Source organism: Pseudoalteromonas sp. T1lg76, assembly GCF_002964725.1.
In the GTDB taxonomy this organism is placed as follows: Bacteria; Pseudomonadota; Gammaproteobacteria; order Enterobacterales; family Alteromonadaceae; genus Pseudoalteromonas.
In genome coordinates, this window is sequence record NZ_PQCE01000020.1 from 39,710 (window position 1) to 61,729 (window position 22,020).

The following is a 22,020-nucleotide window of genomic DNA, read 5'->3' on the forward strand; positions in this document are numbered from 1 at the left end:
GCCCGTGATTGACTGGAATACCCTTAGCCCAGCAGCACAAAAAGTGATGCTACAGCGCCCGGCGGTGAGCGCCGCCGATGACGTACGCCCCGTGTGTGAGGAAATACTCAAGCGCGTACAAAGCGATGGCGACAGCGCACTTCGCGACTATGCCAACCGCTTTGATGGCCGTGCAACCGATGCACCGCTGCTTTGCAGCGACCTTGATTTTGCCGACGCCGAGCAAGCGCTCGATACCGAACTAAAGGATGCGATAAAACAGGCGTACAATAATATTCGCCGTTTTCACTTGGCCCAGGTGCCAAAGAACATCAGCCTAAGCACCCAGCCCGGAGTGGCCTGTGAGTTGCGCTACCAGGCCATCGACGCCGTCGGCATATACGTGCCAGGCGGCAGTGCGCCATTGCCTTCCTCGGTATTGATGCAAGGTGTGCTGGCGCAAATTAGCGGCGCGCAGACTGTGGTGCTGGCCACCCCGGTCAAGGGCGATGCCACTATTGCCCCGGCCATCCTCTACGCGGCAAGCCTCTGCGGCATTAAGCAGGTACTGCAAATCGGTGGCGCACCGGCCATTGCCGCCCTGGCCTACGGCACGGAGACCGTGCCCCAGGTGAATAAGATTTTCGGCCCGGGCAATGCCTATGTGACCATGGCCAAGCAATTGTGCGCCCAGCAGGTGCCCGGGTTGGCCATAGATATGCCCGCCGGACCTTCGGAAGTGTTAGTCATCGCCGATGCACGCGCCAATGGCGAATTTATTGCTGCGGATCTGCTATCTCAGGCGGAGCACGGCCCAGACTCTCAGGTTATTCTCCTTAGCGACAGCGCCGAGGTGATCGCAGCGACAGAAAAGGCACTGGCAGAGCAATTAAAAACCCTGCCACGCGCCCAGATTGCCAAAGCAGCCCTTGAAAACTCAGCACTGTTCAAGGTGCAAAGCATTGCCCAGGCCGTGGAAGTCTCCAATTTATACGGGCCCGAGCACCTGATCCTGCAACTTGGCGAAAGCGCCGAGTTCTTGCCTAAGATTAAGAATGTCGGCTCGATTTTTGTCGGCGATTACACCCCTGAATCGGCCGGTGATTATGCCTCTGGCACCAATCACGTCTTGCCTACATACGGCTACTCAAAGGTGTATTCAAGCCTGAGCCTGCTTGATTTTTATCGCACCTATACGGTGCAAACCGTCACCAAAAGTGGTTTGGCCGATTTGGCAAAAGCAATTATTCCCATGGCTGCAGCAGAAGGGCTCGACGCTCACGCCAATGCCGTTCGCATCCGTTTAGGAGAAAAACAGTGAGCACCGACGTAAAACAAAGCGATACCCTGACGTTGCCACAAGGCCTACTGCCGAAAAATATTGCCGACCTCAGTGCCTACAGCTCGGCAAAGAGTGAAAAGCTCAGCGGCTCAACCTGGCTCAATGCCAACGAAAGCCCCTATAACCGCGAATATCAACTCAGTGGTCAGGCTCTCAACCGCTACCCGGATCCGCAGCCGCAGCAGGTGATCCAGGCCTACGCTGACTATGTGGGCTTAGCGCCAGAGCAGGTGGTGATGACCCGAGGTGCCGATGAAGGCATAGAGCTGCTGGTACGCACCTTCTGTCAGAGCGCAAAGGACAGCATCGCCATTTTTGCACCCACCTATGGCATGTATAAGGTCACCGCCGATACCCATAATGTCGCACTTAATACCCTGAGCCAGGACTTATTGCTCCAAGGCGAGGTGGATGAGATTTGCACCCAGGTTGGCGATGCCAAGCTGGTGTTTATCTGTAACCCCAATAACCCCACCGGCGCCTTGGTAGGCCAAGATAAAATCGCCGCCATTGCCGCGCGTCTAACAAACAGCGCTCTGGTGGTGGTTGATGAAGCCTATATCGAGTTTTGCCCTGAGCAAAGTGCTGTTTCTTTGCTCAATGACTATGCCAATGTGGTGGTGCTACGCACCCTGTCCAAAGCCTTTGCTCTGGCGGGTCTGCGCACAGGTTTTACCCTGGCCAACACCCAGGTCTTGGCACCACTGCGCAAGGTCTTAGCGCCCTACCCGGTTTCCACCGTGGTGGCCGACATCGCCGCACAAGCGCTGAGCACTGCAAACATAGCGTCAATGCGCCGTCAGGTGGACACTTTAAATGCCCTTAAATCACGCTTGCAACAATGGCTGGAACAAAGCGATGCGGTCACACGGGTGCTCAAAGGGGAAGGTAACTTTGTCACCTTGCAGCTAAAAGACAAAAACGCCATTGCCATTGCCTATCAGCGGGGCTTGGTCATGCGCCCCTTTACCCTTTATGGCCAGGACGATTGGCTGCGTATTTCCATCGGCAATGAGCAGGAGCTCGGTGAGGTCAAAGCCTGGCTGGACTCATTAACCGACTCCACTGCAAACTAATAACAAGGCACTTTTTAGGAACTAATATGAGCAACCCCTATTTATTTATTGACCGCGACGGCACTCTGATTGAAGAGCCTATCAGCGATAAGCAAGTCGACAGCCTAGAGAAATTAGCCTTGTTACCCGGTGTTATCCCAGCGATGCTCACCCTGCAAGCGGCCGGCTATCGCCTGGTGATGGTGTCTAACCAAGATGGCCTGGGCACGGACAGTTTCCCGCAGGCGGACTTCGACGCGCCGCACAACAAAATGATGGAGCTATTTACCTCCCAAGGCATTCACTTTGAAGACGTGCTGATCTGCCCGCACTTCGATGGCGACAACTGCCAATGCCGTAAACCAAAAACCGGTTTGCTGGTCGACTTAATGCGCTCAGGCAAGGTGGATATCGCCAACTCCTATGTCATTGGTGACCGTCAGACCGATATTCAATTGGCCGAAAACCTCTGTATGCAGGGGATCTTGTATCAGGATAACTGGGCGCAAATAGTCACTCGCTTGACTACCGCCGACCGCCAAGGCGCCGTCAGCCGCGACACCAAGGAAACGCAAATTGCCGTGGCGCTGAACCTGGATGCCAATAAAAGTGGCGAAATCAGCACTGGGCTGGGCTTTTTCGACCATATGCTGGATCAGATCCGCACCCACGCCAATATTTACCTGGATATTAAGGCCAGTGGCGATTTGCACATAGACGAGCACCACCTGGTCGAAGATGTGGGCATCGCCTTGGGTCAGGCGCTACGCCAGGCTCTCGGCACCAAGTCGCAAATTGCCCGCTATGGCTTTGCCCTGCCGATGGATGAATGTAAGGCCGAAGCGCAAATCGACTTATCCGGACGCGCTTCGTTTGTGTTAAATGCCGATTTTAGCCGTGAAAAAGTCGGCGATATGGATGTACAAATGGTCGAACACTTTTTCAAAAGCCTCAGCGATAACGCCGCCCTGTCGCTGATTTTAAGTGTCACGCCTGGGAATTGTCACCACCAGGTTGAGGGCCTGTTTAAGGCCTTCGCCAGGGCGCTGCGCATGGCCATCAGCAAAGACAGCTCGCAACAAATGGCCAGCTCCAAGGGGGTTTTATGATAGCCATAATCAACACCGGCTGCGCCAATATCAATTCGGTGCGCTTTGCCTTTGAGCGTTTGCATACTCAGGTTGATGTGATCACCGACGCCGAGCAACTAAGCCGCTATGAGCGCGCCGTATTACCGGGAGTGGGCCATGCCAAGGTTGCCATGGCGCGCCTGATTAACGGCGGCTGGCAAGAAGCCATTAAGGAATACCAAAGGCCATTACTGGGCATATGTTTGGGCATGCAGTTGCAGTGCGAGCACACGGCCGAGGGCGACACCCCCTGTTTAGGCATTATTCCCGGCAAAGTCGGCGAGCTTGAGGTGGGGAATTTAAGTGCCCCGCACATGGGCTGGAATACCCTAAAGATCACCAAAACGCACCCACTGACCAAGGGTGTTCAGGATGACGATCAGGTGTACTTTGTGCACAGCTTCGCCCATGGCTGTAACCAGGCAACCCTGGCCACCAGCGAATACGGCCAAACGTTTTCGGCCATGGTCGCCCAGGACAACTACGCCGGGATGCAATTTCACCCGGAGCGCAGCGCCAAAGTGGGCGCGCGCTTACTGCAAAACTTTATTGACTGGCGGCTTTGAGGACGCATTATGATTATTCCAGCATTAGATGTATTACAACAACAAATCGTGCGTTTATTTCAGGGCAAATACGACACCGCCCAGTTCTATCCCTTTGACTTGGCCGAACGGCTAATGGAATACCAGCAACAAGGCGCACAAAAGCTGCACCTGGTCGATTTAGAAGGGGCGCGAGATCCAAGCAAAAAGCAATGGCGACAAATTCAGGCAGCCACCAAGGCGCTCAACGTCGGCTATCAGGTCGGCGGCGGTATTCGCACCGGCCAGGATGTCGAGCAGTGGCTCACCGCCGGCGCCGCACAGGTGGTGATTGGCTCAAAAGCGGTCAATAACCAAGAGCAAGTGGCAAGCTGGATAAACCAATACGGTGCTCCGAAATTTGTCATTGCCCTGGATGTGAATAACACCGAAAAGGGCTGGATGCCCGCCACCCATGGCTGGTTGGAAAGTGGTGATGTCTCCTTGTTTGAGCTTATCAACTTTTACACCGAAATTGGGGTGAAAGACTTTTTATGCACCGACATCAGCAAAGACGGCACCATGAGCGGCCCTTCCTTTGCTTTGTACGAGCAACTGCAGGCGCATAACCCCAGTCTGCGCATTCAGGCCTCCGGTGGCGTCAGCTCAATAGCGGATATTCGTCGCTTAAAAGAAATTGGCACCCAAGGGGTGATCTTGGGCAAATCCCTGCTTGATGGCGCCTTTACGGTTGAGGAGGCACTAGCATGTTATCAAAACGCATAATCCCTTGTTTGGATGTGAAAGACGGCCAGGTCGTTAAAGGCGTACAGTTTAAAGGCCATGAAATCGTCGGCGATATTCTTGAGTTGGCCAAGGCCTACAGCGATGCCGGCGCCGATGAGCTGGTGTTTTATGAAATCAGCGCCAGTGTAGAAAAACGCCTGCTTGATGTGAATTGGGTCGAGCATATAGCCCGACATATCGATATCCCCTTTTGCGTTGCCGGCGGCATCAAGTCCGTCGCCGATGCGGCGCGGGTGCTTGAAAGCGGCGCCGATAAAATCAGTATCAACAGTCCGGCCATTGCCCGTCCCGAGCTTATTCGCGAGTTACACGACGAATTTGGCAAACAATGCGTGGTAGTCGGCATCGACAGCTTTTTCGATGCCCAAACAGGCGAGTATCTGGTCTATCAGCTTACCGGCGATCCCAACAGTTCATCGCGCACCCGCTACAATACTCTGGAATGGGTTGAGCAAGTGCAGGCCCTCGGCGCCGGTGAAATCGTACTAAACTGTATGAACCAAGATGGTGTGCGCAAGGGCTATGACATTGAACAATTAGCCAAAGTACGGGATATCTGCCATGTGCCCTTGATTGCCTCCGGCGGCGCCGGAAAAATCAGCGACTTCAGTGAGGTTTTTAAAGAAGCCCAGGTAGATGGGGCCCTCGCCGCCAGTGTATTTCATAAGAACCTGATAAATATTAACGAATTAAAACAACACCTAGCCTATAACAAGATAGCGACTCGATTATGCGAATAGATATTAGCAATGTAAGCGATGTGAATTTTGCCAAGTGCCCTTTGATCCCCGCCCTGGTGCAGGACTTTATTACCGGGCAAATTCTTATGCAGGGGTTTATGGATCAGGCGGCGCTTACCCACACCCTGGAGCAAAAGAAAGTCACCTTTTACTCGCGCTCCAAGCAGCGCCTGTGGACCAAGGGCGAAAGTTCCGGCCACTTTTTACAGGTTGAAGCCATCTACACCGACTGCGATCAGGACTCGATTCTGATCATGGCCTACCCGCAAGGCCCCACCTGTCACCTCGGCACCCAAAGCTGTTTTGGCGATGCCAAGCCGAGTTTGGGCTTTTTAGCCGAGCTGGAGCAGATCATCATCGACCGAAAGGATGCTGATCCAAAAACGAGCTACACAGCATCACTGTTTGCCAAGGAGCTTAGCCGCAGTTGCCAGAAGGTAGGCGAAGAAGGGGTTGAGGTCGCCTTGGCGGCGATGAAAAACGACAATAACGAGCTCACCGATGAAGCCGCCGATCTCCTGTATCACTTAATTGTGTTGCTGCAGCGCCAAGGCTTATCCTTAGGAGATGTGGTAGCGCGGTTGCAGTCTCGGCATTAGCCGGGTCAGCGCCCCAAAAAGGCCGCACTTGTAAGTAAATAGCTGTTTAGGTGGGCAATTATTCACTCTCTGGGTGTTTTACATTGCCACACCGCCCAGAGATTTTGTATGCTTAGGCTACTACAAATAAGGATCTGTTTGCCATGAAAGCAATTTACCCAGCATTAGCGGCCGTTATTCTCCTCGCCGGCTGCGCCAGCCCAGCGCAAAAACAGCAACAAACCTATGTCGATAACCTTTCATCCTGCGACAAAATCCAAGCCTTGATGTCGGCCTATGACAATCAGTTTGATGGTTTGAAAATGGCACGCACCCAGTCCAAATTTATCGACAGCTGGCAGGCCCGTTATCACCTGGTTGGCGACAGCTGCCAGATCAGCGCCCTGCACGAGCGCACCTATGCCTATAGCTGTCAGCAAACCTACGCGGATAAAGACGGAGCCCTGGCAATCCACCAAAAAGCATCGGATTTTACCCGCCAATGCCTGGGCGAAGGCTGGTATGAGCAACAAAAAGAGTCTGAAAACTCACTGCGCACCACCTTCGTAAAAGACGACGAGACTCCGTCTGTGTCCATCCATACCGGCAAGTCGCTGTCGCGCAAAACCCCTTGGATGACGTCGTACGATATCGGCAAGGTAAAGAAATAACGCTTAACTACAAAGCATAATAAAGCCGAAGTCAGTCTTCGGCTTATCAAAATAACAAAGGAAGTGTTTCAGGATGAGAAAGGATATCTACAATAACGGCAAGCATGCATTAGCCATTGCTGCAGGCACGGCCATTTACCAAACCATAGTTGCCACGCACACACCCATCGATTTCTATCGCCCCATCTATATCGGCCTTATTGCCTTTATTCTGCTTAGTATTGGCAGCATCATTAAAACACTGCTACTTCAGCGAGCGTCGCGACCATAAGCGTTATTCCGCAATTTTACGAGCCTTGACCCCATACACCAAAGGCACTTGCTGGCCGTTATGTAATTTCTGATAACCACGACCGGGCACCGGCAATAACCCCTCAAAACAATTGTAGGGACTGTAGGGATATTCATTAAAGGCTTCGATACGCAGGCCAGCATCTACTAATGCGCTCAGCACCTCGCTGAGCGAATGCGACCAGCACACGGTCGTTAAGGTGGCGCCATCACAATTTTCAGTGTAGGTGCCTTCTTCCTCCACATCGGGCTGCTCACTTGGAAAATAGGCGTAGCCGCTAAGCACATCGTTAATGGGATGAAACTCTACCAGATGAAACTCGCCGCCTACTTTCAAGGCTGCGGCTATGATCTCGGCCCACAGGGTTAAATCTGGTAACCAGCAAATGGTGCCGTAGGAGGTAAACACCAGATCGTACTGCTGGGTATTTTCCTGACCAAAGCGATAGATATCCGCTTCGATAAACTGAGCGTCCAGCCCTAAGGCATGCTTCAAGGTGTTGGCCTGGGCGATGGCTTGCGAGGATAAATCGACCCCGGTCACCTTTGCCCCTAAGCGTGCCCAGGACAGGGTATCCTGACCAAAATGACATTGCAGGTGGAGCAGGGACTTACCGGTCACATCGCCTACCTGTTCACGTTCAATGGGATTAAGGGAACAGCGGCCATTTTTAAAAGCCTCAACGCCGTAAAATTCAGACGCTATATGCACCTGAGTTCTTTTATCCCAAGCGGCCTTATTAATTTGCAAATAATCCATGGTGTTTCCTGTTGTTATATTTTCACCCGTTTGCTTGCCTCAAATTAGCTCGCTATCGACTCAAGAGTTTTTTACTGTGCGGACCAATTCTCACAAAAGCGAATAAACTGCTTAAGTAACGGGCTTTGATATTTTTCTTTATGGTATAACAGCCAATAATCCCGTGTAAGTCTGATTGGCAAGTTCAATATGCTCACCCGCTCTAATTGTTCGGCCTGGCTCAAGGCGCGGCGTGACAAACAGGTAATGCCGAGCCCGGCGGCGGTGCTGTTAATGATTGCCGAGGTGCTATTGAGCTCAAACGCCAGTTGCCACTGGCTTAACCGGGCGCCAAGGTGATTTAGAAAGTATTCCCGGGTACCTGAGCCGGGCTCACGTAACAGCCAATGCTGCTGCTCCAGATCCGCTAGCGTGGGCGCCGACAACTGCGCCAGCGGATGCTGCGGATGGCAGGCCACCACCATCTCATCGCCCAGCCAGGGAATACTATGAAGCTCACCATGATGAACCCTGCCCTCTACCAGGCCGATATCGAGCTCAAACTCACATAACTTCTGGCATATCTGCGCGGTATTGGCTATATACAAGGTCTGCTCGAGATGACCCGAGGTCGCACGAAAATCTCGCAATAAAAACGGCGCGACCTGATTTCCTAGGGTATCACTGGCACCGATGTTTAACTTGCCGGTGATCGCGCCCTGCTGACTAAACAAATGCTCAATATCCTGGCTGCGCGCCAGCAATTCATCCGCAAGGGGCAATAAGCGACGCCCCTGCTCATTGATCAGTAAGCGGTTATTGTGACGATCAAAAAGTTGCTGTCCCAGTTGCTTCTCAAGCTCACTCAGCGCCATGCTGACCGCCGGCTTAGATAAACATAGCTTGTCGGCGGCGCTGGTGATGCTGAGTTCCTGAGCCACGGCCACAAACACCCGCAATTGTCGTAACGCAATATTCATGCGCCCCCTGTTAAGTATTACTTAAAGATATGCTCAATATTTTAAAATATATTAAACCAACAACTCCCCTTACACTAGTGCCCAAATCGCGCGACTCGCCGATGGAATAAACACTCAAAGGGCTAAGCATGACCATAAGTGAACAACAATCCTGGTTAACCAAGGTACCAACACCCTTATCAGGGTTAGCCCTGGGGATAGCCTCATTGGGCTGGTGTTGGGAGAACGCCGCCGCTTTGAACGGCCTGGCGCAAGCCTCGGGGGCCTTAATCGCAACGGCGTTATTGCTGCTGGTACTGGCCAAGTTTCTCACTCATCCCCTCACCTTGCGGGAAGACTTGCGTCATCCGGTGACAGGGAGCGTGTTGCCCACCTTTACTATGGCCACCATGGTGGTATCGAACGCCTTGGGCGCGCTCACCCCTGCGCTCGCTCAAGGACTCTGGCTAGTGGCCGTGCTGTTGCACTGCGTGTTCTTCGCGCTGTTTGTGTACCACCGTTTAAGCGACTTTCAACTTCAGCACATGGTGCCAAGCTGGTTTATCCCGCCCATCGGCATTATTGTTGCTGACGTCACCTTTCCCGGCGGCACGCTGCGCCCTTTAGCCGAAGCTTTACTGATTTTTGGTATGGCCATGTATGCCCTGATGCTGCCGCTTATGCTCTATCGCTTGCTCTTTAATGAACAGGTTGCCGATGCCGCCAAGCCCACCCTGGCCGTGCTAGCAGCCCCTGCGAGTCTGTCACTGGCCGGTTATCTTTCCTTGGCTCACAGTCCGTCACCGCTGGTAATAGCTGTGTTGCTCACCCTGGCGGTACTGATGACATCCGTGGTGTATCTGGCATTTTTTAAGCTCCTTCGCCTGCCCTTTAGCCCAGGTTACGCTGCCTTTACCTTTCCGCTGGTGATAGGTGCCACCGCCCTGTTTAAAGTCGCGGATTGGATGACAGTCACAGGCTGGCAAGCAAGAGAAATTGGCTGGGTAATATCCTTAGCCCAGATTGAATTAATGGTAGCCACCTCGATTGTTGTGTATGTCTGTGGCTGCTATTTACACCATTATCGCCCCCAGGCAAGCGAGGTGAAATCTAGCGCAACGCCCATTTAATGCCCGTCATCGGGAAGCGCCATAGCGCTAATAAACGTGGGTGGTGAACAGCACTAAAAAAAGCGCTCCTAAGAAAAGGAGCGCTTTAACTGAGGACAGTGATTACCATCACTAAGGAATGAGTACGGTGTCAATGATGTGCACCATGCCGTCTGCCAAGCGATTGTCTATGTTCACTAGGCCGGCTTCAGAACCATTGGCAATGATCAGGCCACTGTCGAACATAATGGTGTTGCCATCGAGCATGGTTAACTGTTTCGCTCTCACTACCGAGCGAGAATTACGCACCCCATCGGTCACATGATAGGCAAGCACCCCGGCCACCCCTTCAACACCCAACAAATTTACCACGGCGTTGTAAGCATCCTCGTCATTGTCCGTGTTGGTGAGGTTGTAAAATGCCTGGTCGTTTGGCGCAAATACGGTGAAGTCGGTGCCATCGAAAATTCCTATGGTGTTGGTATCGATCAGCGCTGCAACCAGGATATCGAAATCACCACCATTATCGTCAAAGTCAAACGGGCTGCCAGAAGCGCCAACGGCAAATTCAACTATGCTGGCTGGCGACTTATCGGCCCATTTGGGGGTATCGGCCATTGCGGGCGACGCCAGGGTGGCGCTCAGCGCTGCGGCAATAAGGGTGGTGTGTAAAGAGCGGGCTAGAGAATTCATGGTCTGAGTCCTTATACATGTCTGATAAAGGGAGATTCACATTCACTACAGCCATCTCTACGTGTCTATTATTCAATCAGATCACATTTTTCTTTTAGACCTGCTTCCCCCCCCATAACACTATGGACACTCAGACCTTTAACGTAACCACCCTGTCATCTCGAATACACAGCTATGACTTATTCCTATCCCATACTGGCGCCAAGACAATCGGTGGAGAGCATGATGATCCCCATTTATGTGATTAACCTTAAAGGCAGTGACAATAGACTGCAACGGGCGACGCAACAACTAACCGCACAAGGGTTAACCTTTGCACGCATTGATGCGGTGAATGGCCGCCAACTATCTGCAGCGCAAAAGCGTGAAGTGGTGGATGACAAAGCCAATCGCAACAAGTTCTACCGCCCTTTAAGCGATGGCGAAATCGGCTGTTACCTTAGCCACAAAAAATGTTGGCAAACCCTGCTCGATAGCCAAAGCGAGTATGCCTTGGTGCTTGAAGATGACTTTTCCCTGGTCGGGGATCTTAAGTCCAGCCTGGCGTCGGTGTTAAATCACAAGTTCCCGGTAGACATCATCAAGCTTTGTAATTATCAAGGGCGAGAGCGCACCAACAAGTTCAGCACCGAGCTGGATAGCACACACAAATTAGTGATCCATGATAAGCCGTTAAGCGGCTGCTGTGCCTATGTGATCAGTCGCTTCGGCGCAAAGCAGATGTTGGCTCATGCAAATAAGATTTATCGTCCGGTGGACACGGACATTCAGCATACCTGGGAGACCGGCGTTTATGTTGGTGCCCTTCATCCCTACCCCATAGCCCAGGACAACTATTTTGACAGCGATATAGCCAGTAAGGGACGAAATAAGCCCAAGGCCTATCCGCTGCAAAAGCAGTGGCTGGCCTTGCACAATTGGACGCCTGCTTACAGGGCACGACGCCATTTGGTTGCCCTGCTCAGAAAGCAGGGCCGTAGAGCTTACCCTATCTCTGCAACCACCGCCTAAGTGCGTTTTAAAGGAATAACCCTAGGTGTCGGTGCTTTACGCCGACACCTCAACAAAGTTGCATATGAAATAACCAAGACACCCACTTTAAAACAACCTTTAAGGTGGGTGTCCGCGTAATTAGTCGCCTAATTCAACGCCCATCCAGGCTTTGAATAGCGCCTGTTGCTGCTGTGTAGGTGCCTTCACCGGCTGTACTTTGGCATCCTTATCATAATCCTGCCCAAGGATAAGGTTCACTTGTTGTAAACGGTCGCGACGGAAAAAGCTCACCGATACCTTATCACCCGCATTATACGCACTTAAGGTGGTCGCCAGGTCGGTACTGATGCGACGACCATCAATGGCAAGGATCAGGTCGCCTGCTGTCAATCCGGCCTGCCAACTTGCGCCGCCACGACGCACATGATCCAGCTTAAGTAAGCCCTTGTCCGTGCTGGTATTTACATCCAACGAGGCAATCTGTTTAGCATCTTCAGGATACACGCGCTCCAAGCCCACGCTAGTGAGTAAGGCGTCAAAGTCCAAGTTCATAGGCGCTTCTACATTGTCGGCCCACCATAAGGAGTAATCCTGACCGCTCAGCTCGTTCAAGATGGCAATCACGTCTTGCTCATTAAAGCCCTTGGGCAATTTATGCCTGTTATAGAGCTGGCGGTGTACATCGCGGTAACTCACCTGGCCGTTGGAATCACTCAGGAGTTTTAAATCCAATGCCATAGACAGCAAGGAGCCCTCCGAGTAAATATTGGTGCTGTAGTTGCGACCATGATCACCGCCTTGATTGATCCATTTGTCAAAGCTGGTATGGGCGGCACTTTGCACCTCACGTCCCGGCGTCTTAAGGTGGGTGTTAATACGCTTACCCAGGTCCTTAAAGAATTCCTTCTTGGTCATTAAGCCCGAGCGTAGCAAAAGATGATCTTCCAAATAACTGGTGGAGCCTTCCGCCAGCCATAATAAACGCGTGTAATTCGGCGCAACATAGTCATAGGGCACCATGCCTTCGGGGCGATAGGCTTTGACGTTCCAGGTGTGAATAAACTCATGCGCGGCGGTGGCAATAAAGCCCAAATAGTCTTCGCGCTTGGCAAACTTATCACGGTGGCGCTGAATAATGGTGGAGTTAAGATGCTCGGTGGCACCGCGCGCGCCAGAGGTGGCATGTACCATAAATACATAACGCTCATAAGGGTAGTCATCCCAAACCACATGACCGGTTTGTACCAGGGTTTTCAGGTCGGCCACCATCTGTTCGCTGTCGTAATTGCCTTCGCCCCAAATAACCAGCTCATAATCGCGGTTATCGACCGAGAAGGAGTGCAGCTCATTGATACCCGTTTCTATGGGGGAGTCCACTAAAACATCGTAATTTGGAGCAACAAATTGATGTTGGTTCTTGCCCTTGTTCATTCCCGACACCGAGCGCCACCCCATAGGTACTTCCAGCTGTACACTCACAGGCTCATTGCGCGTCGCCTCGCTGTACATAAAAAAGCCGGAGGCATCGATAAAGGCATGGGTGTCATCGATATGACGGGCACGTAAACCCAATTCATTGGCATAGACCTGATAACTCAAGGTCACGGCGGTGGGCTCGTTTAAGAAAATACGCCAGGTGCTTTTATCAATTTTTTGCCATTTCAGAGCTTGGCCCTGCGCGTCGGTGGCGTTGAAGTAACGCACGCCGTTAGCCAAATTGAGGATGTCGTAACGCCCGGTGCGCCAGGCCGGGAACTTGGCATCTATATGACTTTGCCCGGTTTTGGCAAAGCTGACACTGACATCACCTAAGTGATGAGCACCCTGGTCGATGGAAATTTGATAATTTGTGGCGGCCTTTGCCACCGAGGAAACCAGCAGCATAGCCGCCGCAACTAGGATTTTTTTCACTGCACACCTGTTGTCTTGGTAGTTTGCGCGCAGCCTAACAAAGCACCGGGGGCGCCACAAAGTTTTGCGTTCAACTGCCGGAAAACTATTGCTTATTCACCCAAAGACTTTGCCCCTACACAAACCAAAGCTAAGCCATTAACCCCTAAATTTTCGACAAAACCTGATACATAATCAGTATTTGCAATAATTATGTTGTACACTGGAAAATATAATAACGAAAAAGGATTGCAGGGCGTGTCACTACAGTTTGAGACTATAAAAAGAAAGTCACATTCAGCTATTTCAGAACACCAGACCATAGAAATGACGCGGCAGGAACAAGCCGTCACCCTTGCACAATTTATCGCGAAGTTATCGCTCACCTGCAAAGGAATCGCTCGCGAGCTGGATTATCCATTAGCCAGTATTCGTGAGCAGTTGCAGCCCGACGACCGTATTCAGGAACTCGGCTCCATTATTTCCGAGCTCACCGCCCTAAAAGCCTTCGGCCACGATCCTTTAGTGGTCAAGAAATAGCCAAGTTTAAGTAAAGGAGTAGGCTATGAAAATACAGCTCAACCCAACTGGGGTACTCAACTTACTTTCGCAATTGGAAGTAGATTTACTGGAACAATCAACCACCGACCGCTATCGGTTGTTTCGCAACTGTGCGTTGGCGGTGCTTAACGTGGGCAGTCATACCGACTCCAGCGCCGAGATTTATGACAGCTATAAAGACTTTAATATCAGTTTGGTGGTGCGCGAGCGCGGCATTAAAATAGAACTAACCAATCCACCGCAGACGGCGTTTGTCGACGGTGATATTATTCGCGGTATTCACGAACATATTTTTTCTGTTATCCGTGATATTTTGTTTATTTGTCAAAGACATCACACTATGCACGAAGCCGATCCCAGAGCCATCACGCACATGGTCTTTGATATGCTGCGCAATGCCAACGCCCTGGAAGTAAACACCGACCCTAACATGGTAGTGTGCTGGGGCGGCCATTCCATTAATGAAGTGGAATATCATTACGCCAAGGAAGTAGGTTATCAGCTTGGTCTGCGCGGCCTGAATATTTGTACCGGCTGTGGCCCAGGTGCCATGAAGGGGCCGATGAAGGGCGCCACCATAGGCCATGCCAAACAAAGGATCTCCAACCCACGTTACTTGGGGTTGACCGAACCGAGCATTATCGCCGCCGAGCCGCCCAATCCTATCGTCAATGAACTGGTGATCCTACCTGATATCGAAAAGCGCCTTGAGGCCTTTGTACGCGTGGCGCACGCCATTATTATTTTCCCTGGAGGCGCCGGTACCGCCGAAGAACTGCTTTATTTGCTCGGTATCTTGCTGCATCCGGAGAACGACAAACAACAATTGCCGGTGATCCTCACCGGGCCCGCAGAAAGCCGTGCCTATTTTGATGAAATCGTTACCTTTGTCGGCGATACCTTAGGTCCGGAAGCGCTGGACAAATTCGAGGTGATCATCGACGATCCTGCGCTTGTCGCCCGCACGGTGAAACAAAGCATGCAAGATGTGCGCGACTACCGCCGCCAGCATGGCGATGCCTATTATTTCAATTGGACGCTGCGTATCGACCCCGAGTTTCAGGCACCCTTTGTGCCCAACCATGACAATATGGCGGCATTGAACTTGCACCTCAACCAACCCAAACAGCAGTTGGCAGCGAATCTTCGCCGCGCCTTCTCGGGCATAGTAGCCGGTAACGTTAAGGACGAAGGCATTCGCGCCATAGGCCAGCATGGGGTGTTCGAGCTATGCGGTGACCCTGAGCTTATGGGTAAAATGGATGCCCTGCTTAGCGCCTTTGTGGCTCAGGGTCGAATGAAGCTGCCCGGCAGTGCCTATATACCCTGTTACACCATCCAGACTTAGGCCCAAACCTGACAATGCAATTATTACTGATCGATGCGCTGAACCTCATTCGGCGCATATACGCCGTATGTGAAAGCCAATACGGTGCCCAAAGTGAACAAGCCATAGAGCAGGCCATTATCCGTGTGGAGCGAGCATTAGCCAAACTAAAGGCCCAGCACAAACCCCAGTATGCGTTGGCCGCCTTTGACGGCGACAGCAGTTGGCGCTATGAGTTTTTCTCTGCTTACAAGGCCTCTCGTAAACCCATGCCTGAGGCACTGAGCAAACAGCTGCCGCGCTTTATGAATGCCATTAACACCCAGCAAATAGCCGTGGTGCGCGCCGTCAACGAAGAAGCGGACGATGTCCTCGCCACCTTGGCCGCCAAGGCCAATAAACAAGGTATCGAGGTGGTGATAGTCTCCACCGATAAGGGCTACCTGCCACTCATTGAGCAGGGGGTTATGGTGTTCGACTACTTTACCCAAGCCGAGCGTACCGTCGCCGAGGTGCAACAAAAATACGGTATAGATGCCGCGCGCCTGTGGCAGTATTTCGCCCTGGTGGGCGATAAAACAAATGATATTCCCGGAGTCAGCGGCATAGGCGCCAAGTCGGCACAGGCACTGCTAAGCCAATATCCCAGCGTCGCCGATGCCCTACACACTGAGCCCGATGGTAAGGTTCAGCAGCTTTTAGCTCGGCATTTGCCAGACTATGTACGCGCCTTGGCCCTGGTGTCACTGCGTACAGACATAGATTTGGGTATCTCCTTAAAACAATTACGCCTAAGCGCGGATGCGCCACAAATTACGCTGCATACATCGCAAATTTAGCATTGCCAAAATGAACTAGGTATACTGGCCCAAGGTGTTCGGCTTTAAGGGTAAAAACTGATGTGGACTAAGGTCTTAAAATACATAATTCTCGGTATCGGCGTATATGCGGCAATAGCCACCTTGGTGATGAGCCTGTACAAGGATGATCCCGGCTCCATGGTGTGGCAAGACAGAGAGGCCTATAACAAACGTTTTATTGCCAAGCTCGACTCCACCTCGCCTATGCATATCGAAGAAGTGCTGGCCACCTTGGGCACCCCAGATCTTACCTTTGTAAAGCGCCGCGGTGAGGATATCTACCAGATAGTGTTTTATCGCACCCAGCATGTAAAAGCCGATGGCATTACCACCAAAGACGAGTGCACCGGGTTATTGTTTAAAAACAAAAAGCTGCTCGTTTGGGGGCAACAGGCCGAGCTGGCCTATGACAAAGTCGACTTACAATCCTAAGCAGGACCAAGGCGAGCTGAGCACCTAAAATTGTGTGTTTGCATTCTTCCCTATAACTAGATTCAGCCCTTATTTTTAATAGCTGAAAAGCGGCTGTAACCCCCAGTACAATTCATCTTATTTATAATGGAAATAACATATATTTAAATGCCATATACTGGAAAATTAGGGGTTTAACTGCTATAAATCGCCCTGAATTCTCACGTAAATTTCCGCCACCCTCATCAGCTTTCTAATTACCCACAACAGCTTTGTGCGGCTATGCTATTGGTGTCGGACTCATCTATCAGTTTTAAGGAAATTGTTAAATGGCTAAGCAAACCATTACTGTCATCAAAGGCGATGGCATAGGTCCCAGCATTATTGATTCAGCTCTGGAAATTCTAAACGCCGCCGGTTGTGACTTTGAATACGAATTTGTTGATGCCGGTCTGGCCGCACTGGAAAAAACCGGTGAGCTATTACCGCCAGAGACGCTTGAAGCCATTGAACGCAACAAGATCACCCTAAAAGGCCCATTGACGACTCCGGTTGGCGAAGGCTTTACCTCAATCAACGTCACCCTGCGTAAGCAATTTAACCTGTATGCCAATGTGCGTCCGGTTAAATCATTTGCCGGCACCAAAGCACGCTATGAAGACATCGACATCATCACGGTGCGTGAAAACACTCAGGGCATGTACTCGGGTCTTGGCCAGGTAGTATCGGACGATGGCAACGAAGCGGAAGCCATGTCAAAAATCACCCGCGAAGGTGCAGAGAAGATAGTCACTTTCGCTTATGAACTTGCCCGTCGCGAAGGCCGTAAGAAGGTGACCGCGGTACACAAGGCCAACATTCTAAAATCGACTTCCGGCCTGTTTTTGAAAGTCGCCCGCGAAGTAGCAGAGCGTTACCCGGATATCGAGTCGGCTGAGATGATCGTTGATGCCGCCTGTATGAAGCTGGTTATGAACCCGGAAGAGTTCGACGTAATAGTTACAACCAACCTGTTCGGCGACATCCTCTCTGATCTGTGTGCCGGTCTAGTAGGTGGTTTGGGTATGGCACCAGGTGCCAATATCGGTGAAAATGCCGCTATTTTCGAAGCAGTTCACGGCAGTGCGCCGGATATCGCCGGTAAAAACCTGGCCAACCCCACCTCGGTGATCCTTGCATCAATTCAAATGCTTGAATACCTGGATATGGGTGAGACCGCAGAGCGCATTCGTGCGGCCGTGGCCGATGTGATCAAATCAGGTGACCGCACCACGCGCGATCTAGGTGGCGAACACGGCACCACAGACTTCACTGCGGCTGTGATCGAACGCCTATAACCCCGCATTCAACATAAAATATCTAAGCCAGCGTCAGCTGGCTTTTTTTCGTTCCAAAATCGGCGCAAAAAGCAAGAAATAACCCTAAAAGGCAGATTAATATTCACTATAAGAATATTTTATCCAAAAACCCATTCATCAGGGTTGACATAAGTTGCCCAAAAAACTAACAATAACTAGGTCACCTTTAATTTATATCTAGGTAATACTATGTCGTTTATGTTGGTTCTCGTGGTTCTACTCGTGGTGGTCTTTAACCAGACTGCGGGGTAGGCGTGAGCCAACGTCTAGGCTAAACAACCCCCGCCCTTATGCGGGGGTTTTTTTTTGAGGAATGAGGATGAGTAAGCAACAATACAACGGCGGTGAGCTGGTTGTCGAAGCACTAAAGGAGCTAGGCGTTAACTATATTTTTGGTTACCCCGGCGGCTCGGTGCTGGATCTCTACGACGCACTGTTCGAACAAAATGATATCGAACATATCCTGGTGCGCCATGAACAGGCAGCCACCCATATGGCCGATGGCTATGCCCGCGCCACGGGTAAGGTGGGCGTGGTGTTGGCCACCTCAGGTCCAGGTGCCACCAACTGTGTTACCGGTATAGCCACCGCTTATATGGACTCCATCCCCATGGTGGTGATCTCAGGCCAGGTCCCCACTCACCTTATTGGCGATGATGCCTTCCAGGAAACCGATATTGTTGGTTGCTCTCGCCCCATAGTGAAACACAGCTTTAACTGCCGTCGCGCCGAGGAGATCCCCACCCTGCTTGCCAAGGCGTTTTATATTGCCAGCAGCGGCCGCCCGGGCCCGGTCGTAGTGGAGCTCCCCAAGGATGTACTTAACCCGGCGACCAAGTTTGATTTTAAAATGCCCCAGGAAGTGGCCATTCGCACCTATAACCCAAGTAAAAAAGGCCACCCAAAACAAATTAAGAAAGCGGTCGAGGCCTTGCTAAAGGCACAAAAACTAGTGATTTACTCAGGTGGCGGGGTGATCCTCTCCAACACCAGCGAGCAGTTGACCGAACTGGTGGAAACCCTTAATGCCCCTTGCACCAACACCTTGATGGGCCTTGGTGCGCTGAGCGGTGAGCACCCGAACTTTATCGGCATGCTGGGTATGCACGGCACCTTAGAGGCCAATAAGGCTATGGCCCATGCCGATGTTATTTTGGCCTTGGGCGCCCGTTTTGATGATCGTGTTACCAATAATGTGCAAAAGTTTTGCCCCAACGCCACCATAGTGCATGTGGATGTCGACCCCACTTCGATTTCCAAAACCATCAGCGCCCATATTCCTGTGGTCGGTAGCCTGGACATGGTGTTGCCGCAACTATTAAGCGCCATCGCCAAGTCGGGGCAAAGCATTGACCGCCATGCCCAGGAAGACTGGTGGCGACAAATCAATCGCTGGCGCGAGCAAAAGTGTTTGAGCTACAGCCCGGGTGAAGAAAAAATCAAACCGCAAACCGTGATCGAAAAGCTCTATCAGGCCACCAATGGCGACGCCTATATCAGCTCGGATGTGGGCCAGCACCAGATGTTTGCCGCCCAGTACTACCCCTTTAAAAAGCCGCGTCAATGGATCAACTCAGGCGGTTTAGGCACCATGGGCTTTGGCTTACCGGCAGCCATGGGCGTGAAGCTGGCGTTTCGCGACCAGGAATCAATCTGCATTACCGGCGATGGTTCGATTCAGATGAACATCCAGGAGCTGTCCACCTGTTTGCAATATAACCTGGCGGTTAAAATCGTTTCCTTGAACAACCGCTCTTTAGGCATGGTCAGACAGTGGCAAGACATGCTCTACAGCGGCCGCCATTCCTCTTCTTACATGGAATCCTTACCGGATTTCGTCAAGCTTGCCGAAAGCTATGGCCATGTGGGTATTCGCGTCGATCACCCCGATGAACTCGATGCCGCCATCGCAAAAATGATGAGTATTACTGATCGCCTGGTGTTTCTCGATGTCCGCGTCGATGAGCTTGAACATGTTTACCCAATGCAAATTAAACTCGGTGCCGTTGATGATATGTGGTTGAAAAAAGGAGTAAAAGCATAATGCGTCGTATACTTTCCATCTTACTTGAAAACGAACCCGGCTCCTTGTCACGTATCGTCGGCCTGTTTTCCCAGCGCGCCTATAATATCGATAGTCTAGCGGTGGGCACCACGGACGATGCCTCGCTATCGCGCATCACCATCACCACTCAGGGGGGCGATCGCGTCCTCGAGCAAATCCTCAAGCAGGTGAATAAGCTGGTCGACGTGCTCAAAGTGATTGACTTAACCGAGCAAAGCCATATCGAGCGCGAGCTGCTCTTGGTCAAGGTGATAGCCCAGGACGAAAAAACTCGCGCCGCGGTGACCCGGGTTGTGGATGTTTTTGGTGGCGCCATCCTGGATATGGGCCGTATCAGTTATTCATTGCAACTGGCGGCGAGCACGGAAAAGCTGGAGTCCTTCCTCGATACCCTGCGCCATGAAACCGATATTATCGAAATGGTGCGCTCCGGCGCCATAGGCTTAGGCCGCGGCGATAAGGCACTAAAAGGGTAAGTAATAAGTTAAAGCGGTACTATTGGTGCCGCTTTCTATGGCCAATGTCGAAGAGGAATGCAGTTTCATACCTAAACTGTGCTAGGGGCTGTTTTTAAGATCAGCTCTGTGTCATTTTTGGACGGTAGTAACACCCCATCCATAATTGCCTTGTTAGGTATTTTTTTTACCAAACGAAATTAGTAGAGTATAGAAAACAACTATTAAGCAAGTATTAGCTAGAAATATATTCTGCACTGTAAAAGTATTTAAGAATATCAAAAAATAAGCTGATACCGTTGCTAGCAAGGCTAGGTAAAGCTTTGTGAACCTAATATTTCTTTCGCTTACTTTTTCCTTTCTGGCATCAAAGGCTATACCGAAATAGAGACTCCAATTAAACACAAATACAATCCCTGCTAATACGTATTTACTTCCTTTACCATGTTTTAAATATTGAAAAACCGGGTCTATAGTCTCTGGGCTATAAATCATTAGTAAATAAGGAATAGCAGGAATCAATAAATAAACTAAATATCCTTTTAATCTACCCATAATCATAAATACCTAACGCCCCAAGCAGGGGCAATAACACGTAGGCTAAAATACGGAACGAAGTGACGGGAGCCTACGTATTAGTGTCCCGCTGACTTGGTTTGTTAGGTAACCTTTAATACTTCATTTGCAACTTTAATAAAGTCATTTAGCTGTGCAGGGTCAGCACTGGAACCGTCTTCGAGTAAACCAATAAAGCTAACTAAATCACCAGTTAAAAGTTCACCTCGCTCATGAAACTGAAGTAGAAACTTTTCCATTATTTCATAGGCTTGCTTTAAAGATACTTTTTCTTGAAATTCCGTATCATTTACAGTTTTCACTTAACTTCCTTGGCTTACCTAACAATTTGATATCGAGCGATTGGGTCGTTTTTCTACCGCAACCTGTCTCGTTTTTGTACTATGACCATTGATAGCAGATTCAGGAAGTGTTTGCCAGAACTTAAGTTTCTCGAAGTTTTAGAGGCGTGAACAAGACAAAAACGACCCATTGGTTCGTTTTCTTGACTATAAAATAACAAAGACACCCATCTTAAAGATAGAGTTTCGGCAACGGAAAAAATAACAAAGACACCCACTCGAAAGATTAAGTTTTTGCTACGTAATGAGGGGAGAAGGATTTTAAAGCGAGTATCGCCCAGTTCGAACGTTTTTCGACGATTTACCTTTCGTTATTATCATTTTCGTGAATTTTTGACGTACGAAGCCTGCTTCTCGCGAACCTGGTCAAGAATAAAGAGGAAAGAAGCGTTGCCTAAGCAAACAGCGCTTGGCAGTTGCTTAAATCTACACGTCGTTTTCGGTGTTGATGTTGGCAGTAGGTTGTTAATGCTTGCTCCTTACCCACCGCACCGTGAAAAACCTTGGTGAACGAGGTGGTCAGGGACAGCCAATTTACTGGGCTAATATCGAGTCGTTCAAGTATG

The 22,020-nt window shown here is 50.8% G+C and carries 24 protein-coding genes; 18 read left to right on the forward strand and 6 right to left on the reverse strand.

Translation table 11 applies throughout. The features are described from left to right. Positions 1 to 4 precede the first annotated feature (4 nt). The 9 genes from hisD (at position 5) to C2M35_RS08480 (ending at position 7,097) form a co-directional block, all read left to right on the forward strand. Positions 5 to 1,300 (forward strand): histidinol dehydrogenase, encoded by a 1,296-nt coding sequence (gene hisD / locus C2M35_RS08440; RefSeq protein ID WP_442792752.1) that lies wholly within the window; start codon positions 5 to 7, stop codon positions 1,298 to 1,300. Between the two features lie 26 nt (positions 1,301 to 1,326). Continuing rightward, complete coding sequence (hisC, locus tag C2M35_RS08445) at positions 1,327 to 2,397, forward strand: histidinol-phosphate transaminase (protein ID WP_105265092.1); 1,071 nt, start codon at positions 1,327 to 1,329, stop codon at positions 2,395 to 2,397. Between the two features lie 26 nt (positions 2,398 to 2,423). Then, a complete protein-coding gene (gene hisB / locus C2M35_RS08450) occupies positions 2,424 to 3,485 on the forward strand; it encodes a bifunctional histidinol-phosphatase/imidazoleglycerol-phosphate dehydratase HisB (RefSeq protein ID WP_105265078.1) in 1,062 nt (353 codons plus the stop codon). Beyond that, positions 3,482 to 4,072 carry an imidazole glycerol phosphate synthase subunit HisH gene (hisH, locus tag C2M35_RS08455; protein ID WP_105265079.1) on the forward strand — a complete coding sequence of 197 codons (591 nt, stop codon included), beginning with the start codon at positions 3,482 to 3,484 and terminating at the stop codon, positions 4,070 to 4,072. Before hisB ends, hisH begins: the two co-directional genes overlap by 4 nt. A gap of 9 nt (positions 4,073 to 4,081) precedes the next feature. Next, positions 4,082 to 4,816 carry a 1-(5-phosphoribosyl)-5-[(5-phosphoribosylamino)methylideneamino] imidazole-4-carboxamide isomerase gene (locus C2M35_RS08460; protein ID WP_105265080.1) on the forward strand — a complete coding sequence of 245 codons (735 nt, stop codon included), beginning with the start codon at positions 4,082 to 4,084 and terminating at the stop codon, positions 4,814 to 4,816. Next, positions 4,798 to 5,577, forward strand: a complete 780-nt coding sequence (gene hisF, locus C2M35_RS08465; RefSeq protein ID WP_105265081.1) for an imidazole glycerol phosphate synthase subunit HisF — start codon at positions 4,798 to 4,800, stop codon at positions 5,575 to 5,577. The genes C2M35_RS08460 and hisF overlap by 19 nt, the downstream gene beginning before the upstream one ends. After that, positions 5,568 to 6,176, forward strand: a complete 609-nt coding sequence (gene hisIE, locus C2M35_RS08470) for a bifunctional phosphoribosyl-AMP cyclohydrolase/phosphoribosyl-ATP diphosphatase HisIE (protein ID WP_105265082.1) — start codon at positions 5,568 to 5,570, stop codon at positions 6,174 to 6,176. Before hisF ends, hisIE begins: the two co-directional genes overlap by 10 nt. 143 nt (positions 6,177 to 6,319) lie before the next feature. Beyond that, on the forward strand, positions 6,320 to 6,826 hold the full coding sequence (locus C2M35_RS08475) for a hypothetical protein (protein ID WP_105188961.1): 507 nt from the start codon (positions 6,320 to 6,322) through the stop codon (positions 6,824 to 6,826). A 73-nt stretch (positions 6,827 to 6,899) separates the two neighbouring features. Beyond that, positions 6,900 to 7,097, forward strand: coding sequence for a hypothetical protein (locus C2M35_RS08480; protein ID WP_105214073.1), 198 nt, complete (start codon positions 6,900 to 6,902; stop codon positions 7,095 to 7,097). Between the two features lie 3 nt (positions 7,098 to 7,100). Here C2M35_RS08480 and C2M35_RS08485 read toward each other — a convergent pair whose 3' ends face one another. Next, positions 7,101 to 7,877: a class I SAM-dependent methyltransferase gene (locus C2M35_RS08485; RefSeq protein WP_105265083.1), complete on the reverse strand. Its 777-nt coding sequence runs from the start codon at positions 7,875 to 7,877 to the stop codon at positions 7,101 to 7,103. A 71-nt stretch (positions 7,878 to 7,948) separates the two neighbouring features. Then, positions 7,949 to 8,836 (reverse strand): LysR substrate-binding domain-containing protein, encoded by an 888-nt coding sequence (locus C2M35_RS08490; RefSeq protein ID WP_105265084.1) that lies wholly within the window; start codon positions 8,834 to 8,836, stop codon positions 7,949 to 7,951. A 128-nt stretch (positions 8,837 to 8,964) separates the two neighbouring features. On the opposite strand from C2M35_RS08490, the gene C2M35_RS08495 reads away from it, so the two are divergent. Continuing rightward, positions 8,965 to 9,945, forward strand: coding sequence for a TDT family transporter (locus tag C2M35_RS08495; protein WP_105265085.1), 981 nt, complete (start codon positions 8,965 to 8,967; stop codon positions 9,943 to 9,945). A gap of 111 nt (positions 9,946 to 10,056) precedes the next feature. Here the strand turns inward: C2M35_RS08495 and C2M35_RS08500 are convergent, their stop codons facing one another. Further along, positions 10,057 to 10,617, reverse strand: coding sequence for a fasciclin domain-containing protein (locus C2M35_RS08500; RefSeq protein WP_105201401.1), 561 nt, complete (start codon positions 10,615 to 10,617; stop codon positions 10,057 to 10,059). A gap of 174 nt (positions 10,618 to 10,791) precedes the next feature. On the opposite strand from C2M35_RS08500, the gene C2M35_RS08505 reads away from it, so the two are divergent. Then, positions 10,792 to 11,628 (forward strand): glycosyltransferase family 25 protein, encoded by an 837-nt coding sequence (locus tag C2M35_RS08505; protein ID WP_105201402.1) that lies wholly within the window; start codon positions 10,792 to 10,794, stop codon positions 11,626 to 11,628. A gap of 120 nt (positions 11,629 to 11,748) precedes the next feature. Here C2M35_RS08505 and C2M35_RS08510 read toward each other — a convergent pair whose 3' ends face one another. Next, the gene (locus C2M35_RS08510; RefSeq protein ID WP_105265086.1) at positions 11,749 to 13,521 is read right to left on the reverse strand and encodes a M61 family metallopeptidase; all 1,773 of its coding nucleotides are present in this window, start codon (positions 13,519 to 13,521) and stop codon (positions 11,749 to 11,751) included. Between the two features lie 192 nt (positions 13,522 to 13,713). Here C2M35_RS08510 and C2M35_RS08515 point away from each other — a divergent pair, with 192 nt between their 5' ends. From C2M35_RS08515 to ilvN, 7 genes are all read left to right on the forward strand, one after another. Continuing rightward, positions 13,714 to 14,040 (forward strand): hypothetical protein, encoded by a 327-nt coding sequence (locus C2M35_RS08515; protein ID WP_105201404.1) that lies wholly within the window; start codon positions 13,714 to 13,716, stop codon positions 14,038 to 14,040. Positions 14,041 to 14,065: 25 nt separating this feature from the next. After that, positions 14,066 to 15,409, forward strand: a complete 1,344-nt coding sequence (ppnN, locus tag C2M35_RS08520; RefSeq protein ID WP_105201405.1) for a nucleotide 5'-monophosphate nucleosidase PpnN — start codon at positions 14,066 to 14,068, stop codon at positions 15,407 to 15,409. A 14-nt stretch (positions 15,410 to 15,423) separates the two neighbouring features. Then, positions 15,424 to 16,227: a 5'-3' exonuclease H3TH domain-containing protein gene (locus C2M35_RS08525; protein WP_234000038.1), complete on the forward strand. Its 804-nt coding sequence runs from the start codon at positions 15,424 to 15,426 to the stop codon at positions 16,225 to 16,227. 60 nt (positions 16,228 to 16,287) lie between these two features. Continuing rightward, positions 16,288 to 16,680 carry a DUF3192 domain-containing protein gene (locus tag C2M35_RS08530; RefSeq protein WP_105201407.1) on the forward strand — a complete coding sequence of 131 codons (393 nt, stop codon included), beginning with the start codon at positions 16,288 to 16,290 and terminating at the stop codon, positions 16,678 to 16,680. Positions 16,681 to 16,988: 308 nt separating this feature from the next. Continuing rightward, positions 16,989 to 17,996, forward strand: a complete 1,008-nt coding sequence (locus C2M35_RS08535; RefSeq protein WP_105214090.1) for an isocitrate dehydrogenase — start codon at positions 16,989 to 16,991, stop codon at positions 17,994 to 17,996. A gap of 340 nt (positions 17,997 to 18,336) precedes the next feature. Continuing rightward, the gene (locus tag C2M35_RS08540; RefSeq protein ID WP_105265088.1) at positions 18,337 to 20,061 is read left to right on the forward strand and encodes an acetolactate synthase 3 large subunit; all 1,725 of its coding nucleotides are present in this window, start codon (positions 18,337 to 18,339) and stop codon (positions 20,059 to 20,061) included. After that, positions 20,061 to 20,558: an acetolactate synthase small subunit gene (ilvN, locus tag C2M35_RS08545; RefSeq protein ID WP_105201410.1), complete on the forward strand. Its 498-nt coding sequence runs from the start codon at positions 20,061 to 20,063 to the stop codon at positions 20,556 to 20,558. The genes C2M35_RS08540 and ilvN overlap by 1 nt, the downstream gene beginning before the upstream one ends. 153 nt (positions 20,559 to 20,711) lie before the next feature. On the opposite strand, the gene C2M35_RS08550 is transcribed toward ilvN, so the two are convergent. Continuing rightward, a complete protein-coding gene (locus C2M35_RS08550; RefSeq protein ID WP_158677947.1) occupies positions 20,712 to 21,092 on the reverse strand; it encodes a hypothetical protein in 381 nt (126 codons plus the stop codon). Between the two features lie 104 nt (positions 21,093 to 21,196). Continuing rightward, positions 21,197 to 21,415 carry a hypothetical protein gene (locus C2M35_RS08555; protein ID WP_105258712.1) on the reverse strand — a complete coding sequence of 73 codons (219 nt, stop codon included), beginning with the start codon at positions 21,413 to 21,415 and terminating at the stop codon, positions 21,197 to 21,199. Positions 21,416 to 22,020: the final 605 nt, after the last annotated feature.

Excerpts from the sequence above, each read along its gene's own strand:
- hisB (WP_105265078.1), top strand. The coding sequence starts at position 2,424 with ATGAGCAACCCCTATTTATTTATTGACCGCGACGGCACTCTGATTGAA.
- hisH (WP_105265079.1), top strand. The coding sequence starts at position 3,482 with ATGATAGCCATAATCAACACCGGCTGCGCCAATATCAATTCGGTGCGC.
- C2M35_RS08460 (WP_105265080.1), top strand. The coding sequence starts at position 4,082 with ATGATTATTCCAGCATTAGATGTATTACAACAACAAATCGTGCGTTTA.
- hisF (WP_105265081.1), top strand. The coding sequence starts at position 4,798 with ATGTTATCAAAACGCATAATCCCTTGTTTGGATGTGAAAGACGGCCAG.
- hisIE (WP_105265082.1), top strand. The coding sequence starts at position 5,568 with ATGCGAATAGATATTAGCAATGTAAGCGATGTGAATTTTGCCAAGTGC.
- C2M35_RS08475 (WP_105188961.1), top strand. The coding sequence starts at position 6,320 with ATGAAAGCAATTTACCCAGCATTAGCGGCCGTTATTCTCCTCGCCGGC.
- C2M35_RS08480 (WP_105214073.1), top strand. The coding sequence starts at position 6,900 with ATGAGAAAGGATATCTACAATAACGGCAAGCATGCATTAGCCATTGCT.
- C2M35_RS08485 (WP_105265083.1), bottom strand. The coding sequence starts at position 7,877 with ATGGATTATTTGCAAATTAATAAGGCCGCTTGGGATAAAAGAACTCAG.
- C2M35_RS08490 (WP_105265084.1), bottom strand. The coding sequence starts at position 8,836 with ATGAATATTGCGTTACGACAATTGCGGGTGTTTGTGGCCGTGGCTCAG.
- C2M35_RS08495 (WP_105265085.1), top strand. The coding sequence starts at position 8,965 with ATGACCATAAGTGAACAACAATCCTGGTTAACCAAGGTACCAACACCC.
- C2M35_RS08500 (WP_105201401.1), bottom strand. The coding sequence starts at position 10,617 with ATGAATTCTCTAGCCCGCTCTTTACACACCACCCTTATTGCCGCAGCG.
- C2M35_RS08505 (WP_105201402.1), top strand. The coding sequence starts at position 10,792 with ATGACTTATTCCTATCCCATACTGGCGCCAAGACAATCGGTGGAGAGC.
- C2M35_RS08515 (WP_105201404.1), top strand. The coding sequence starts at position 13,714 with ATGTTGTACACTGGAAAATATAATAACGAAAAAGGATTGCAGGGCGTG.
- ppnN (WP_105201405.1), top strand. The coding sequence starts at position 14,066 with ATGAAAATACAGCTCAACCCAACTGGGGTACTCAACTTACTTTCGCAA.
- C2M35_RS08525 (WP_234000038.1), top strand. The coding sequence starts at position 15,424 with ATGCAATTATTACTGATCGATGCGCTGAACCTCATTCGGCGCATATAC.
- C2M35_RS08530 (WP_105201407.1), top strand. The coding sequence starts at position 16,288 with ATGTGGACTAAGGTCTTAAAATACATAATTCTCGGTATCGGCGTATAT.
- C2M35_RS08535 (WP_105214090.1), top strand. The coding sequence starts at position 16,989 with ATGGCTAAGCAAACCATTACTGTCATCAAAGGCGATGGCATAGGTCCC.
- C2M35_RS08540 (WP_105265088.1), top strand. The coding sequence starts at position 18,337 with ATGAGTAAGCAACAATACAACGGCGGTGAGCTGGTTGTCGAAGCACTA.
- ilvN (WP_105201410.1), top strand. The coding sequence starts at position 20,061 with ATGCGTCGTATACTTTCCATCTTACTTGAAAACGAACCCGGCTCCTTG.
- C2M35_RS08550 (WP_158677947.1), bottom strand. The coding sequence starts at position 21,092 with ATGGGTAGATTAAAAGGATATTTAGTTTATTTATTGATTCCTGCTATT.